13 protein-coding genes are annotated in these 13,048 nt (G+C 62.0%); 6 read left to right on the plus strand and 7 right to left on the minus strand.

Features of this window, described 5'->3' with window-relative positions:
* Positions 1-8: 8 nt before the first annotated feature.
* The 5 genes from ABEH27_RS12135 to ABEH27_RS12155 form a co-directional block, all read right to left on the minus strand.
* Complete coding sequence (locus ABEH27_RS12135) at positions 9-629, minus strand: response regulator transcription factor (protein ID WP_346613809.1); 621 nt, start codon at positions 627-629, stop codon at positions 9-11.
* Positions 630-903: 274 nt separating this feature from the next.
* On the minus strand, positions 904-2,235 hold the full coding sequence (locus ABEH27_RS12140; RefSeq protein ID WP_346613810.1) for a deoxyguanosinetriphosphate triphosphohydrolase: 1,332 nt from the start codon (positions 2,233-2,235) through the stop codon (positions 904-906).
* Positions 2,236-2,334: 99 nt separating this feature from the next.
* Positions 2,335-2,664: a hypothetical protein gene (locus ABEH27_RS12145; RefSeq protein ID WP_346613811.1), complete on the minus strand. Its 330-nt coding sequence runs from the start codon at positions 2,662-2,664 to the stop codon at positions 2,335-2,337.
* Positions 2,661-3,035, minus strand: a complete 375-nt coding sequence (locus ABEH27_RS12150) for a phage holin family protein (RefSeq protein ID WP_346613812.1) — start codon at positions 3,033-3,035, stop codon at positions 2,661-2,663. The genes ABEH27_RS12145 and ABEH27_RS12150 overlap by 4 nt, the downstream gene beginning before the upstream one ends.
* 9 nt (positions 3,036-3,044) lie before the next feature.
* The gene (locus tag ABEH27_RS12155) at positions 3,045-3,359 is read right to left on the minus strand and encodes a YqjD family protein (RefSeq protein WP_346613813.1); all 315 of its coding nucleotides are present in this window, start codon (positions 3,357-3,359) and stop codon (positions 3,045-3,047) included.
* A gap of 311 nt (positions 3,360-3,670) precedes the next feature.
* Here ABEH27_RS12155 and ABEH27_RS12160 point away from each other — a divergent pair, with 311 nt between their 5' ends.
* The 5 genes from ABEH27_RS12160 to ABEH27_RS12180 all read left to right on the plus strand — a co-directional run bounded on the left by ABEH27_RS12160 (position 3,671) and on the right by ABEH27_RS12180 (position 7,047).
* Positions 3,671-4,879, plus strand: a complete 1,209-nt coding sequence (locus tag ABEH27_RS12160; protein ID WP_346613814.1) for an ammonium transporter — start codon at positions 3,671-3,673, stop codon at positions 4,877-4,879.
* Positions 4,880-4,953: 74 nt separating this feature from the next.
* Positions 4,954-5,193, plus strand: a complete 240-nt coding sequence (locus ABEH27_RS12165; RefSeq protein WP_346613815.1) for a glutaredoxin family protein — start codon at positions 4,954-4,956, stop codon at positions 5,191-5,193.
* Positions 5,194-5,302: 109 nt separating this feature from the next.
* Positions 5,303-5,737 (plus strand): D-Ala-D-Ala carboxypeptidase family metallohydrolase, encoded by a 435-nt coding sequence (locus ABEH27_RS12170; protein WP_346613868.1) that lies wholly within the window; start codon positions 5,303-5,305, stop codon positions 5,735-5,737.
* Positions 5,738-5,802: 65 nt separating this feature from the next.
* Positions 5,803-6,111, plus strand: coding sequence for a transcriptional regulator (locus ABEH27_RS12175; RefSeq protein ID WP_346613816.1), 309 nt, complete (start codon positions 5,803-5,805; stop codon positions 6,109-6,111).
* 51 nt (positions 6,112-6,162) lie between these two features.
* The gene (locus tag ABEH27_RS12180; protein WP_346613817.1) at positions 6,163-7,047 is read left to right on the plus strand and encodes a pseudouridine synthase; all 885 of its coding nucleotides are present in this window, start codon (positions 6,163-6,165) and stop codon (positions 7,045-7,047) included.
* 96 nt (positions 7,048-7,143) lie between these two features.
* On the opposite strand, the gene ABEH27_RS12185 is transcribed toward ABEH27_RS12180, so the two are convergent.
* Together ABEH27_RS12185 and acnA are read right to left on the minus strand one after the other, a co-directional pair.
* Positions 7,144-8,709: a PAS domain-containing methyl-accepting chemotaxis protein gene (locus tag ABEH27_RS12185; protein WP_346613818.1), complete on the minus strand. Its 1,566-nt coding sequence runs from the start codon at positions 8,707-8,709 to the stop codon at positions 7,144-7,146.
* Positions 8,710-8,966: 257 nt separating this feature from the next.
* Entirely contained in the window at positions 8,967-11,714 is a 2,748-nt protein-coding gene (acnA, locus tag ABEH27_RS12190) for an aconitate hydratase AcnA (protein ID WP_346613819.1), read from the minus strand.
* 223 nt (positions 11,715-11,937) lie between these two features.
* Here acnA and rlmM point away from each other — a divergent pair, with 223 nt between their 5' ends.
* Entirely contained in the window at positions 11,938-13,002 is a 1,065-nt protein-coding gene (rlmM, locus tag ABEH27_RS12195) for a 23S rRNA (cytidine(2498)-2'-O)-methyltransferase RlmM (RefSeq protein ID WP_346613820.1), read from the plus strand.
* Positions 13,003-13,048 lie beyond the last annotated feature (46 nt).

Consider the following 13,048-nt stretch of genomic DNA (forward strand, 5'->3'; position numbering starts at 1 on the left):
CGCACGCCTCAGACCAGTGCGTTGCGCTTGGCCATATCGATAAGGTCGACCAACGTGTCGACCTGAAGTTTTTGCATCAATCGTTTTTTGTACGTGCTGACGGTCTTGTTGCTCAGGAACATACCTTGAGCAATTTCCTTGTTATTGCGACCCTGGGCGAAAAGTTGCAGGACCATCAATTCACGATCATTCACCTGTCGGAAAAGCCTGAGGTCGGCGTCCGCTGTTTCGTGGCTGGTGTGAATAACCTGACTGGGGAAGTAGTTGTATCCGGAGAGCACCGCCTTGATGGCACTGAGCAATTCCCCCAGGTCTTCCTGTTTGCACACATAGCCCGCCGCGCCTGATTGCATGCAGCGCACTGCAAACAGCGCCGGCGACTGCGCGGTGAGGATCAGCACTTTCAGTGGCAGCGCCATGGCCTGGAGGCGAGAGAGCACCTCGAGGCCGTCCAGCTTGGGGATGCTGATGTCCAGAATCACAAGGTCCGGGAGGGTTTCACGGACCATCTGCATGGCGTCCACGCCATTGTCCGACTCGCCGACGACTTTGTAATTCTGGTTCTCGAGCAACATTCGGACAGCCAGGCGAATGACCGGATGGTCATCGACAATGAATACGGTGTGCATGTTCAACTTTCCTGGGCAAGTGCAGTCAAGCGCACCTTAACCCAGTTGCAACTCACGCGGGTTGCGAGGAGTGGCGATTAAACGTATATGGGAAATGCCCTACAGAAGAAATCTATTAGAGCTACGAAGTGTAAGCGCCTGAAATGAAATTGCCGCAGTTTGTGTGATTTTGTAAGTGCGTTTAACTTAAGTGTTCAAGTGTGGGCGCCCTGTGTAGGAAACTTCCTTCAATAAACACTGCCGCGTGGTGGGGGAGGCGCGGCAGGGTGCTATTTCATGTCGGGCTTGAGCGCCCGGTCATTTCCCGTGCCATCTCGCTGGCGTAGCTGTCGGTCATGCCGGCGATGAAGTCGATCATGCGCAGGAAGGCTGTATGCAGGGAATCGTGCGGGTGTGGGGCGTTGTTGCCGATCAGGTCGAGTACCCGGCGGCTTTTGAAGGAGGGGGTGCGCCCGCCATGCTGTTCGAGCGCGGCGCCACAGAACGTATTGAGGAGAATCTCGAGCGTGGTGTAGGCACCGATCTCATGCAGGGTCTTGCGTTTGTCCTGGAAGATCTTGTGGCGGGCCATGTCTTTGGCCTGGAGCACGCAGCGTTTGGCCGGGCCGTGCATGTGCTCGACCAGGTCGCCCGTCAACTGCCCGGCCAGCAACGCTTGCTGCTGCTCGACGAAGGCGCGGGCGGCGGCGTTGGTCAGGTGTTCGATGGCTTTGCCTCGCAAGATCGCCAGCTTGCGCCGTCGGGAGTCTGCGGGGCCGAGCTGGCGATAGGTTTCGGGCAGGTCATCGCCCACCAGGTCCAGCAGTAACGCCTCGACCTCGGCGTAATGCAGCAACTCCATTTCCAGGCCGTCTTCCAGGTCGATCAGGCCGTAGCAGATGTCATCGGCCGCCTCCATCAGGTACACCAGCGGGTGGCGTGCCCAGCGCTGTTCTTCCAGCAATGGCAGCTCAAGCTTGTGGGCGATCTGTTCGAGTAACGGCAGTTCGCTCTGGTAGCAACCGAACTTGTGTTTTTTGTAGCCCAGCGCGTCGGCATGCCGTGCTGTCCACGGGTATTTGAGGTAGGTGCCGAGGGTGGCGTAGGTCAGCCGGGTGCCGCCATCGAACTGGTGGTACTCAAGCTGTGTGAGCACGCGAAACCCTTGGGCATTGCCTTCGAAGTTGAGGAAGTCGCCGCGTTCTTCATCACTCATGTCATCCAGCCAGCCGCGCCCTGCAGCCTGCTGAAACCAGTGGCGGATGGCATCTTCGCCGGAGTGGCCGAACGGCGGGTTGCCGATGTCGTGGGCCAGGCAGGCCGACTGCACGATCATGCCCAGGTCACTGGGTTCGCACCAGTCGGGCAGGCTGTCGCGCAACGTTTCGCCAACCCGCATACCCAGCGAGCGGCCCACGCAACTGACCTCGAGGGAGTGGGTCAGGCGGGTGTGGATATGATCGTTGCTGGAGACAGGGTGAACCTGGGTCTTGCGCCCCAGGCGGCGAAATGCCCCTGAGAATATGATCCGGTCGTGGTCTTTGTGGAAAGGGCTGCGCCCGAGTTCCTCGGGGCTATACAGGGCTTTGCCCAGGCGTTCGCGGGTGAGCAGGGTGTGCCAGTCCAAGGCTCGGTCTCCTGTCGGTCGAAGGACGTAGCTTCACGTGTCGTCGAGCGCCGTGCAAGTGGCAAATCAGCACCGCCCCTGTAAGCGCGGTGCGGGCCTTCAAGGGCGACGGCTACCTTGCAGGTAAAGTTTTACCAGCGGCAGCAGGCTGGCACCCAGGCGTACCAGGCGCGACAGGTTGCCGCTGCGCACACCCTTGCCGGTCAGGAAACCCATCGCCACCACGGCGCCAATCCCCCAGAGCGGCGCATGCTTGATGCCCAGCCCGTCGTGCAACGAACCGCCAACGCCACGCAGGCGCTGTAGCGGTTCGAGCATCTGCCCCGATTCGACGCGGATCTGCTGGCGGTGCATCTCCATTCGCAGGCGCAGCAGCGCCTTGCGCAGCTCACGCGGGTTACGTGTATTCGGCAGTTCAGGCAGGCTCATGGCAACAGGCGCTCCCGGTCCTTGGCAAGTTCTTCGAGGGTGGAACCGAACGGCGACGACTCGTCGAACACTGCGGCCTTGAGCCGCAGCCCGCAGTACAGTGCGGCCAGGCCATAGAATATGCACAGGCCAATGATGCCGGCCAGGCGATAGCTGTCCCACAGCAGTACCAGCAGCAGCCCCGACAAGGCCGTCAGCAGCAACAGCGCAAACACCAGTGCAAGGCCTGCGAACAGCAGCAGGCTCAAAGTGCGCCCTTTCTGCTCCTGCAACTCGATGCCGAACAGTTCGATATGGCTGTGCAACAGCCCCAATATCGCAGCACCCAGGCGCCTGCCCGAGGCGCCGGTGCCGATGGCGTCATTCTCCATGTAAGCCTCTCAGCGCCGATTGGCCAGCAGGCCGATCAACAGGCCGACACCTGCCGCGATCCCGATGGCGTGCCAAGGGTTTTCCTGTACGTACTGTTCGGCGCTGCCCAGGGCAGCTTGACCCCGTTCGCGGACCGATTCCTGCGTCAGTTGCAAGCTTTCGCGGGCCTGGGTCAGGCGGTCGTGAATCTGCTCACGCAGCTCATCGGCTTGGTCACCCGCCAGGTTGGCGGTATCGGCCAGGAGTTTCTCGGTGTCACGGACCAAGGCCTGGAAGTCAGCCATCAATATCTCTTGTGCAGTCTTTGCCGATTTGCTGGCCATGGTGCTCTCCCTGTGTAGGTGTGTAGGTAGTTCGAGTTACCCGACGTGCGGAAGGTTCACTGCGGTTGCTGGTATGGGGCTTGCTAACAAGCATGCCACAACGCGGGGCGTAGACCGCAGCGATGCGCCGATGCAGGGCGCCGACGCCGGCGACTACCGATAAACCTTAACCCAATCCACGACAAACCCAAGAAAAAACCACGCAGGCTTCGCCCGGTTGCTCGCAACGGGCGGTAGGTTGGCACCGATTCGGTGCAGGGATGCAGGTTCTTGAACTGTCATGGTGCCTTTTATGAAGGTCTGCCAATTCAATGCAAAACATGCACAGCGCGATGGACTCCCTGGTCCACGGTTCCAATACCCTGTTCATCCTCATGGGCGCCATTCTGGTCCTGGCGATGCACGCCGGCTTCGCATTTCTCGAAGTTGGGACTGTGCGGCACAAGAACCAGGTCAACGCCTTGTCGAAGATCCTCAGTGATTTCGCCATCTCGGCCCTGGTGTACTTTTTCATCGGCTACTGGATAGCCTACGGTGTGAGCTTTCTGCAGCCGGCCGCTCAGCTGGCTGCCGACCACGGCTATGCACTGGTCAAGTGCTTTTTCCTGCTGACCTTCGCTGCGGCGATCCCGGCGATCATCTCGGGTGGCATTGCCGAACGTGCACGGTTCGTGCCTCAGCTGTGTGCAACAGCGTTGATCGTGGCGTTCATCTACCCCTTCTTCGAAGGCATGGTGTGGAACGGAAACTTCGGTGTCCAGGATTGGCTGAATGTCCAGTTCGGCGCACCGTTCCATGACTTTGCTGGCTCTGTGGTGGTGCATGCCATGGGCGGCTGGCTGGCACTGGCGGCAGTGCTGCTGCTGGGCGCCCGGCGTGGGCGCTATCGGGACGGCCGGCTGGTGGCCTTCGCACCGTCGAGCATTCCATTTCTGGCGCTTGGGTCGTGGATTCTGATCATCGGCTGGTTCGGCTTCAACGTGATGAGCGCCCAGACCTTGCAAGGTGTCAGCGGGCTGGTGGCGATCAATTCGCTGATGGCCATGGTCGGCGGCACCCTGGCGGCCTTGCTGGCCGGGCGCAATGACCCGGGCTTCCTGCACAACGGCCCCTTGGCGGGCCTGGTGGCGATCTGCGCCGGCTCCGACCTGATGCACCCGATTGGCGCGCTGGCTACCGGCCTGGTGGCCGGGGTGTTGTTCGTGTGGAGTTTCACCGCTGCACAGAACCGCTGGAAAATCGATGACGTGCTCGGCGTCTGGCCGCTGCACGGCCTGTGCGGCGTATGGGGCGGGATTGCGTGCGGCATCTTTGGCCAGGCAGCCCTTGGCGGTATGGGCGGCGTCAGCTTGGCCAGCCAGTTGATCGGTAGCCTGGCCGGTGTGCTGGTCGCGCTGCTCGGTGGGTTTGCGGTGTATGGCGTGATCCGCAAGGTGCTTGGGCTGCGCTTGACCCACGAGCAGGAGTTCCAGGGGGCCGACTTGTCGCTGCACCGTATCGGTGCCACCAGCCAGGATTGAGCGAGGCCAGGTGCGCAGGGGGCGGTAGCGACCTAGAATAGGTGTCTCATCCATGCCAAACCGGGTCCCGCTCCATGTTGCCTGAATGCCAACTCTTCGGCACCGTCGGGTGCCACCTGTGCGAAGTGGCCGAAGCCGTCCTGATGCCTTTTGTCGACCACGGCTTGTTGGTCGAACTGATCGATATCGCCGACAGCGAAGCGCTGTTCGAACGCTACGGCCTGATCATTCCGGTACTGCGCCGCTGTGATACCTCTGCGGAATTGCATTGGCCGTTCGATGGCGAGCAGGTGGTGGCGTTTCTGGCCCAGTGAGGGCGGCCTGTGGAAACGATACCTGCCTGCATGTACGGCATGGCGAGTTGATGATGCTGCGCCGGCGACATTGTTGCCGCCCATCATCAACCCCGTCGAGAACCATGCCATGCGCCTCACGCCACATTTCACGCTTGAAGAAATGACCGCCTCACAAGTCGCCGCCAGAGAAGGGTTGGACAATACGCCCTCGGCAGAGGCCGCCAGCAACCTGCTGCTGTTATGTCAGGCACTCGAACAGGTGCGAGCCCTTTTTGGCCAACCTGTACTCATCAGCAGTGGCTACCGTTGCGCTGCCTTGAACGCACGTGTCGGTGGGGCATCGCGCAGCCAGCACGTGAGCGGGCTGGCTGCGGACTTCACGTTATCTGACTACAGCCCCCGGGAAGTCGCCCGCCGCATCAGTGAAAGTGATGTGGTTTTCGACCAGTTGATCCTCGAGTTTGACAGCTGGGTTCACTTGTCGGTGACAACGGGCACACCGAGGCGCGAGCTGCTGACCATTCGCAAGGGCACCGGCTATTTGCCCGGCTTGCGAGGATGAACAGCATTGACGCAAAGGCAGGCATGTTCGTATGCTGTATATAAATACAGTATCGAGGTAAGCCCATGCTCAACGTCGAGCAATTGAAATACACCGTTAACCGAATGCCGGTCGAACGGGTGTACGACGCCGTGCTGGAACTGCGCCTCAAAGGCCTGGTTACCGATGACCGTACGCCGTTCGGCAAAGTGCATTTCAATACCTGTTTCGCCGAGATCGAAGCACTGTTCCAGCGGGCCGGCTACCACCGTGGGCTGGATGTGGTGGGTTACCAGGGGTTGCTCTATGCACTCTATGACCCCGGCCGCTGGGAGCCTGTACAGGTGCTGCGCTGGCTGAAAGAGCGGAGCGAGGCTGCGGTGCAGGCTGGTTGAGCTGTCGGCCATGGGGGATAATACCCGGCCCTGCCTGTTCCGAGCCTTGCCATGACCACGCCTTTCGACCCCGCCCGCCAGCAAGCCAGTACGGTCTGCCTGCCACCCGGCAACTGGCCAACGGTACTCGATTGCCTGTGCGACCATTTCAAGGCCATCGAGCGTGCGCAGTGGCTTGACCGCTTTGCCCGTGGTCGAGTGCTCGACGCGCAGGGGCAGGCGATTGCCGCCGACCTGCCTTATCGCCGTGGCATGCGCCTGCACTATTTTCGTGAAGTGCCCAACGAGCGACCAATCCCGGTGCAGGAAGCCATCCTGCATGCGGATGAGCACCTGGTGGTGGCCGACAAACCTCATTTCCTGCCGGTGACGCCGACCGGCGAGTATGTCGAGCAAACGTTGCTGCGCCGCTTGATCCGTCGTCTGGACAACCCTCACCTGGTGCCGCTGCACCGCATCGACCGGCATACCGCGGGGTTGGTGCTGTTTTCCGCCAACCCGCAGACCCGCAGCGCCTATCAACGGCTGTTTCCCGAGCGGCGCATCGACAAACGCTACCAGGCCATTGCCGCTGCCTTGACGCAGCGTGAATTCCCGTTGGTACACAAAAGCCGCCTGGTGCACGGCGAGCCGTTTTTCCGCATGCATGAGGTGGAAGGGGCGCACAACAGCGAAACCCTGGCCGAGGTGCTGGAGAAGAACGGTGAGCAGTGGCGCTATGGGCTGTCGCCAGTCACCGGAAAGACCCATCAGCTGCGGGTACATATGGCAGCGTTGGGGGCTGGGATCTGTAATGACCCGTTCTACCCTGAGTTGCTCAAGGTAGAAGATGATTATCAGCGGCCATTGAAGCTGCTGGCGCACAGCTTGCGGTTTGCCGACCCGTTGACGGGGGAAGAGCGCTACTTTGAAAGCCGGTTGACGCTGGATTGGTAAGGGCCGCTTTGCGGCCCATTCGCGGGTCAAGCCCGCTCCCACAGGTTCTGCCGAATCCTCGGAATTCGCAGACTGGTTGCGGGAGCGGGCTTGCCCTTAGCGGTTGAACCGCTCCACCAGCGAATACTGGCCACCGGCGGTAGTGGTCAGCGCTTCGCTGAGCAACGCCGAGTGCTGCGCCTGTTCGGCGGTCTGGTCGGCCAGTTGGGCGATGGTGCTGATGTTGCGGCTGATCTCGTCGGCCACCGCTGTCTGCTCTTCGGTGGCCGCGGCAATCTGGGTCGCCATGTCAGTAATATTGCCCACGGCTTCGCTGATACCGACCAGCGCCTGGTCGGCCTGCATCACACGCTCGACACCTTCCTGAGCCTGGCGGTGGCCGGTTTCCATGGTCAGCACGGCGTTGTTGGCAGTCTGCTGCAGCTTGGCAATCAGGCCATGGATTTGCCCGGTGGACTCCGCGGTGCGTTGGGCCAGCTGGCGCACTTCGTCGGCGACCACCGCGAAACCGCGGCCCATCTCGCCGGCACGAGCCGCTTCGATGGCGGCGTTGAGTGCCAGCAGGTTGGTCTGGTCGGCGATGCCCTTGATCACATCGACCACGCCACCGATCTCGTCACTGTCCTTGGCCAGTTGCGTCACGGTCTCGCCGGTTTCGCCCACCGCAGCCGACAGGCGTGCAATGGCATCGCGGGTTTCCCCGGCGATCTGTCGGCCCTGGCTGGTCAGGCGATTAGCTTCCTGGGTGGCATCGGCGGTGCGCTGAACGTGGTTGGCCACTTCCTGAGTGGTAGCGGCCATCTGGTTGACGGCAGCGGCGACCTGTTCGGTCTCGACCCGCTGGCGCTCCAACCCCGTAGAGCTCTTGTGGGCCAGTGCGTCGGACTGGCGCGCCTGTTCGCTGAGGTGCTCGGCGCTGTCCTGCAGGCGGGTCAGGCAAGTCTTCATGCGCGCGTCCTGGCTGAGCATGGCCATCTCCAGCCGCGCCTGCACACCGCGGCTGTCGGTGAACATCTGCGCGATCAACGGGTCGGAGGTGGTCTGTTCGGCCAGGCGCAACAAACGCTTGAGGCCGCGTTGCTGCCAGCTCAGGCCGAGCAGCCCCAGCGGCACCGACAGGCCGGCGGCCAGGGCAAAGCCCCAGGAGTGGCCGAGCCAGTTGCCGATCAGGAAGCCCACCTGGCTGATCAGGATGAACGGCAGCCAGTCCTGCAGCACCGGCAGCCATGTGTCCCGGCGCGGCACAGCGCTCTTGCCCTGGTTGAGGCGCTGGTACAGGGCTTCGGCGCGGCGGATCTGCTCGGCGGTCGGCTTGACCCGCACCGATTCGAAGCCGGTGACCTGGTTGTTGTCGAAGATCGGCGTCACGTAGGCGTTGACCCAGTAATGGTCGCCCGACTTGCAGCGGTTCTTGACGATGCCCATCCAAGGCTGGCCTTGCTTGAGGGTTTGCCACATATGGGCGAACACCGCCGACGGCACATCAGGGTGGCGTACCAGGTTGTGCGGCGCGCCGATCAGCTCCTCGCGCGAGAAACCGCTGATCTCGACGAATGCATCGTTGCAGTAGGTGATCACGCCTTTGGCGTTGGTGGTCGAGATCAACCGTTGTTGGGCTGGGAAAGTCCGTTCCCGTTGAGTGATCGGCTGGTTGTTACGCATGGGCTGAGTAATCCGCAAGGCTTTCGACAGGTATCGGCAAGCCCTTGCTTTAATTGAATGGATATTTAAGTTTGTTGATCTGACGCAACTGCACGCCGTTGCAGTTGCGCTAGCGCAACTGGCCCGTTCGCGAAAGATGGCGTCACTATTACCGTTGTTTTGCTGAAATAGTGACGTATAAGTCGGATGATGACTGATTGGCTGGCCAAGGGCCAGCCCCCCAGGGCAGGAAGGGGCGCGTAGCGCCCCGGTGTGTGTCAGGCCGAAGGTGCGATCATCTGCCGCAACACATAATGCAGAATGCCGCCCGACTTGAAGTATTCCACTTCATTGACCGTGTCGATGCGGCACAGCACTTCGATGTCTTGCACTTGACCGTCCTCTCGGGTGATCCGCAGCGGCAGGGTCATGCCGGGCTTCAGTTCAACGCCAGCCAGCCCCTTGATGTCAATGCGCTCCTTGCCGGTCAAGCCCAGTTGCTTGCGATCCTGGCCCGCCTTGAACTGCAAGGGCAGCACGCCCATGCCCACCAGGTTGGAGCGGTGGATACGTTCGAAGCTCTCCGCCAGCACCGCCTTGACCCCTAGCAGGTTGGTGCCTTTGGCTGCCCAGTCGCGGCTGGAGCCGGTGCCGTATTCCTGCCCGGCTATCACCACCAGCGGCGTACCATCGGCTTGGTAACGCATGGCCGCGTCATAGATCGACAGTTTTTCGCCCGTGGGCGCGTAGAGCGTATTGCCGCCTTCTTCGCCGCCCAGCATCTCGTTGCGGATGCGGATGTTGGCGAAGGTGCCGCGCATCATCACTTCATGGTTGCCCCGCCGAGAACCGTAAGAGTTGAAGTCCCGCGGCTCTACGCCTTTCTCACGCAGGTAGCGGCCAGCTGGGCTGTCGGCCTTGATGTTGCCAGCAGGGGAAATGTGGTCGGTGGTGACCGAGTCGCCGAGCAGGGCGAGAATATGTGCGCCCTGAATGTTCTCGATGACCGGCAGCGGCCCGCCGATGTCGTCGAAGAACGGTGGGTGCTGGATATAGGTGGAGTCTTCCTGCCACACATAGGTGGCTGCCTGCGGCACTTCGATTGCTTGCCACTGGGCGTCACCGGCGAACACTTCGGCATATTCCTTGTGGAACATCGCTGTATCGACCTTGGCCACTGCGTCGGCGATTTCCTGTTGGGTGGGCCAGATATCGCGCAGGTACACCGGTTGCCCATCCTTGCCCGTGCCCAGTGAATCGCGTGTCAGGTCTACCCGCACGCTGCCCGCCAGGGCGTAGGCCACCACCAGCGGTGGCGAGGCCAGCCAGTTGGTCTTGACCAGCGGGTGCACACGGCCTTCGAAGTTGCGGTTGCCCGACAGCACCGAGGCCACTGTCAGGTCGGCACTGCCGATGGCTTTTTCGATGGCTTCGTCCAGCGGGCCCGAGTTGCCGATGCAGGTGGTGCAGCCATAGCCGACCAGGTCGAAGCCAAGTGCGTCCAGGTAAGGGGTAAGCCCGGCGGCGTTGTAGTAGTCGGTCACCACCTTGGAGCCGGGCGCCAGCGAGCTCTTGACCCAAGGCTTGCGCTGCAGGCCCTTTTCCAACGCTTTTTTCGCCACCAGCCCGGCGGCCATCATCACGCTGGGGTTGGAGGTGTTGGTGCAGGAGGTGATCGCGGCAATCACCACGGCGCCATGGCGCAGTGTGTGGGTTTGGCCTTCATGGCTGTAGTCGATTTCACCGGCCTGGTCGGCATTGCCAACCGCCACGCCACCGCCGCCCTCGCTTTCCAGGCGGCCGACTTCTTTTGCCAGCACCTTGGGCTGCTGTTCGACGAAGTGGTTGAACGCCTGGCTGACCTCGCCGAGGGCGACCCTGTCCTGAGGGCGCTTTGGCCCGGCGAGGCTGGCCTCGACCTCGCCCATGTCCAGCGCCAGGGTATCGCTGAACAGCGGCTCCTGCCCTGGCAGGCGCCACAGGCCCTGGGCTTTGCAGTACTGTTCGACCAGTTGTACCGTCTGCTGCGGGCGGCCTGACAGGCGCAAGTAGTCGAGGGTAACCTCATCGACCGGGAAGAAGCCGCAGGTTGCGCCATATTCCGGCGCCATGTTGGCGATGGTGGCACGGTCAGCCAGGGGCAGGTCGGCCAGGCCGTCACCGTAGAACTCGACGAACTTGCCGACCACGCCTTTCTTGCGCAGCATCTGCGTCACGGTCAGCACCAGGTCGGTGGCGGTGATGCCTTCGCGCAGCTTGCCGGTGAGCTTGAAGCCGATCACTTCGGGGATCAGCATCGACACTGGCTGGCCGAGCATGGCGGCTTCCGCTTCGATGCCGCCCACACCCCAGCCGAGTACGCCCAGGCCATTGATCATGGTGGTGTGCGAGTCGGTGCCGACCAATGTGTCGGGGAATGCGTAGGTGCGCCCGTCGGCTTCGCGGGTCCAGACGGTGCGGCCAAGGTATTCGAGGTTGACCTGGTGGCAGATGCCGGTGCCGGGCGGTACCACGCGGAAGTTGTCGAACGCGCTCTGGCCCCAGCGCAGGAAGGCGTAGCGTTCGCCATTGCGCTGCATCTCGATGTCGACGTTCTGGCCAAACGCCTGAGGGGTGGCGTAGCGGTCGACCATCACCGAGTGGTCGATGACCAGGTCCACGGGTGACAGCGGGTTGATCCGCTGTGGATCGCCGCCGGCCTTGGCCATCGCGGCACGCATGGCCGCCAGGTCGACCACGGCGGGTACACCGGTGAAGTCCTGCATCAATACCCGCGCCGGGCGATACTGGATTTCGCGATCGGAGCGGCGTTCCTGCAGCCAGCCGGCGAGGGCGCGCAGGTCGTCGCTGCTGACGGTCTTGCCGTCCTCCCAGCGCAGCAGGTTTTCCAGCAGTACCTTGAGCGACATGGGCAGGCGCTGCAGGTCGCCGAGCTGCCGGGCAGCCTCGGGGAGGCTGTAATAGTGATAGGTGCTATCGTCCACCTTCAAGGTCTTGAGGGTATTCAGGCTATCGAGCGAGGGCATTGCCAACTCCTTATGCACCGGTGCCCGGCATTTGCTGGCGCATGCCGGTGTCACCGCTCTGTTTCGGCCCGCACGGTACGGACCTGGCTGAGTGGTCAGGTTAGACCTGTTTGCCACCCCTGACCCTTTTCTGGACCGGCGGGGCATGTCGCAGGTTCCGAACTTCCTTTATCATCGCCGCCCTGCCGGCGCCTGTGGTGCGCCAGCCGTAGTGGAGTGAGAGATGAATACCCTGTTCATGCATTGCCGGCCCGGTTTCGAGGGCGAGGTCTGCGCCGAGATCAGCGAACACGCGGCCCTGTTGGGTGTTGCTGGCTATGCCAAAGGCAAGCCGCAGAGCGCCTGCGCCGAGTTTGTCTGTGCCGAGGCCGAAGGTGCCGAACGGTTGATGACGCAACTGCGCTTCGCGCAACTGATCTTCCCGCGTCAGTGGGCGCGTGGCTGCTATATCGAATTGCCGGAAAGCGATCGTATCAGCGTGCTGCTCGAGCACCTGGCTGACCAGCCGGTATTTGGCAGCCTGTGGCTGGAAGTGCTCGACAGCAACGATGGCAAAGAGCTGTCGACCTTCTGCCGCAAGTTCGAAGTGCCGCTGCGCAAAGCGATGGAAAAGGCGGGGCGCCTGGTCGACAACCCCAGCTTGCCGCGCTTGCTGCTGACTTTCATCAGCGGCCGTCGGGTGTTCGTTGGCGTTGCCGAGGCCAATAACAGCGCGCTGTGGCCTATGGGTATTCCGCGCCTGAAGTTCCCGCGCGAGGCGCCGAGCCGTTCGACGCTCAAGCTCGAGGAAGCCTGGCATCAGTTCATCCCGCGCGAGCAGTGGGATCAGCGCCTGGGCGATGACATGACAGGTGTCGACCTGGGTGCATCGCCGGGTGGCTGGACTTACCAGCTGGTACGTCGCGGCATGCTGGTGACTGCAATCGACAATGGGCCGATGGCCGAGAGCCTGATGGACACTGGTTTGGTTCAGCACCTGATGGCGGACGGTTTTACCTGGCAGCCGAAGCAGCCGGTGGATTGGATGGTGTGCGATATCGTCGAGAAGCCGGCGCGGTCCACTTCGTTGATCGAGACTTGGCTGGGTGAGGGGTTGTGCCGTGAGGCGGTGGTGAACCTGAAGTTGCCGATGAAGCAGCGTTATGCGGAGGTGCGGCGGTTGCTGGACCGCATGGAGGCGACGTTCAAGGCGCGTAAGGTCAAGGTGTCGATTGCGTGCAAGCAGCTTTATCACGATCGTGAGGAAGTGACTTGCCATTTGCGTAGGCTGGACTTGAAGCCGCGGTAGCAAACGGCGGGGTTTGGTGCCGGCATCGCAGACGGATATGTCCCCC

Source organism: Pseudomonas sp. P39-UII1, assembly GCF_039672635.1.
In the GTDB taxonomy this organism is placed as follows: Bacteria; Pseudomonadota; Gammaproteobacteria; order Pseudomonadales; family Pseudomonadaceae; genus Aquipseudomonas.

What these genes read in the sequence shown, in the direction of transcription:
- ABEH27_RS12135 (WP_346613809.1), bottom strand. Translation starts at nt 629, where the DNA reads ATGCACACCGTATTCATTGTCGATGACCATCCGGTCATTCGCCTGGCT.
- ABEH27_RS12145 (WP_346613811.1), bottom strand. Translation starts at nt 2,664, where the DNA reads ATGAGCCTGCCTGAACTGCCGAATACACGTAACCCGCGTGAGCTGCGC.
- ABEH27_RS12150 (WP_346613812.1), bottom strand. Translation starts at nt 3,035, where the DNA reads ATGGAGAATGACGCCATCGGCACCGGCGCCTCGGGCAGGCGCCTGGGT.
- ABEH27_RS12155 (WP_346613813.1), bottom strand. Translation starts at nt 3,359, where the DNA reads ATGGCCAGCAAATCGGCAAAGACTGCACAAGAGATATTGATGGCTGAC.
- ABEH27_RS12160 (WP_346613814.1), top strand. Translation starts at nt 3,671, where the DNA reads ATGCAAAACATGCACAGCGCGATGGACTCCCTGGTCCACGGTTCCAAT.
- ABEH27_RS12165 (WP_346613815.1), top strand. Translation starts at nt 4,954, where the DNA reads ATGTTGCCTGAATGCCAACTCTTCGGCACCGTCGGGTGCCACCTGTGC.
- ABEH27_RS12170 (WP_346613868.1), top strand. Translation starts at nt 5,303, where the DNA reads ATGCGCCTCACGCCACATTTCACGCTTGAAGAAATGACCGCCTCACAA.
- ABEH27_RS12175 (WP_346613816.1), top strand. Translation starts at nt 5,803, where the DNA reads ATGCTCAACGTCGAGCAATTGAAATACACCGTTAACCGAATGCCGGTC.
- ABEH27_RS12180 (WP_346613817.1), top strand. Translation starts at nt 6,163, where the DNA reads ATGACCACGCCTTTCGACCCCGCCCGCCAGCAAGCCAGTACGGTCTGC.
- ABEH27_RS12185 (WP_346613818.1), bottom strand. Translation starts at nt 8,709, where the DNA reads ATGCGTAACAACCAGCCGATCACTCAACGGGAACGGACTTTCCCAGCC.
- acnA (WP_346613819.1), bottom strand. Translation starts at nt 11,714, where the DNA reads ATGCCCTCGCTCGATAGCCTGAATACCCTCAAGACCTTGAAGGTGGAC.
- rlmM (WP_346613820.1), top strand. Translation starts at nt 11,938, where the DNA reads ATGAATACCCTGTTCATGCATTGCCGGCCCGGTTTCGAGGGCGAGGTC.